This is a genomic window from Pseudoduganella sp. RAF53_2 (genome assembly GCF_052113985.1).
In the GTDB taxonomy this organism is placed as follows: domain Bacteria; phylum Pseudomonadota; class Gammaproteobacteria; order Burkholderiales; family Burkholderiaceae_D; genus Rugamonas.
The window spans coordinates 1-1071 of the sequence record NZ_JBFRDW010001074.1; the positions used below are offsets into that span (position 1 = coordinate 1).

A 1071-nucleotide genomic window follows, 5' to 3' on the forward strand; every position below is an offset into this window, starting at 1 on the left:
CTGTATGACCGTCCCTTTGTTACCGGTCCGCTGACCGGGCCTTTCCCCGCCGTGTGGGAGCCCGGTACGACTTTCATCAGCGCCATCATCGAGCCGGGGCGCTTCGGGCGGCTATTCGATCCTGATCTCAATGAGCTGTGCGACGCCATCCTGCCGCTCGATGAATTGCGCCTGCCGACCGCGCAGCTGGAAGATGCCTTGCGTTCTTCCGGTGATTGCCACCAGTGGGCAAGCGACTTCGCCGACTGGCTGTTCAAATTGCTGGATCGCCGCGAAGGCGGGCGCGAGCCCTTCGTGCTGCCGGCGAGCCTGCTGGCGCTGCCGACGCTGGATATTGCTGCGCGCTGCGGGATGAGCGTCCGTCAGCTTGAGCGCCGCTTCGCCGCCAGCTACGGCCAAAGCATCCGCGATTCGCGCAAGATGGACCGCTACGTGCGCGCGCTGGCACGGCTGATGGCGCAGCCGCCCAGGCACGGCCTGCTCACCCGTGTCGCCATGGATACCGGCTACCATGACCAGGCCCACATGATCCGCGACTTCATCCAGTACACCGGGCTCGCCCCGCGCACCCTGCTGCAAGGCGTGGCAGCTGACACCAAGGGCGAGCTGCGTCTTTACCACTACGACGACGAAGCGCTGGCCGTCGTGGCGGGCGAGCTGTCGCATTCATACAAGTATTAGCCCGCACAACCCGCTATCGTGACGCCGGATTTCACGTTTAGGGGAAATGCATATGGAAGCAACGCTGGAGAAGGACGGCTATGTCGTCACTTCGCTCGAATCTCTGCTCAACACCGCCCGCACGGACAGCCTCTGGTATCTCAGTTTCGGCCTGGCCTGCTGCGCGGTCGAAATGATGGAAGCCGCATCGGCCCGTTATGATCTGGACCGCTTCGGCATGTGTCCGCGTCCGTCGCCGCGCCATGCGGACTTGATGATTGTCGCCGGCACGCTGACCAACAAGATGGCGCGCGCCATGCGCAAGGTCTACGATCAGATGCCGGAGCCGCGCTATGTGGTGTCGATGGGCTCCTGCGCCAATGGCGGCGGCTACTATCACTACTCATATTC

Annotated in this window: 2 protein-coding genes; both read left to right on the plus strand. The window is 63.4% G+C overall.

What is annotated here, in order from left to right; translation table 11 throughout:
• Window positions 1-681: helix-turn-helix domain-containing protein (locus AB4Z11_RS32405; RefSeq protein ID WP_442030385.1), on the plus strand; the 681-nt coding region annotated here is incomplete at its 5' end.
• 46 nt (window positions 682-727) lie between these two features.
• Window positions 728-1071 (plus strand): NADH-quinone oxidoreductase subunit NuoB (gene nuoB / locus AB4Z11_RS32410; RefSeq protein ID WP_442030387.1); only part of this gene is annotated, 344 nt, incomplete at its 3' end.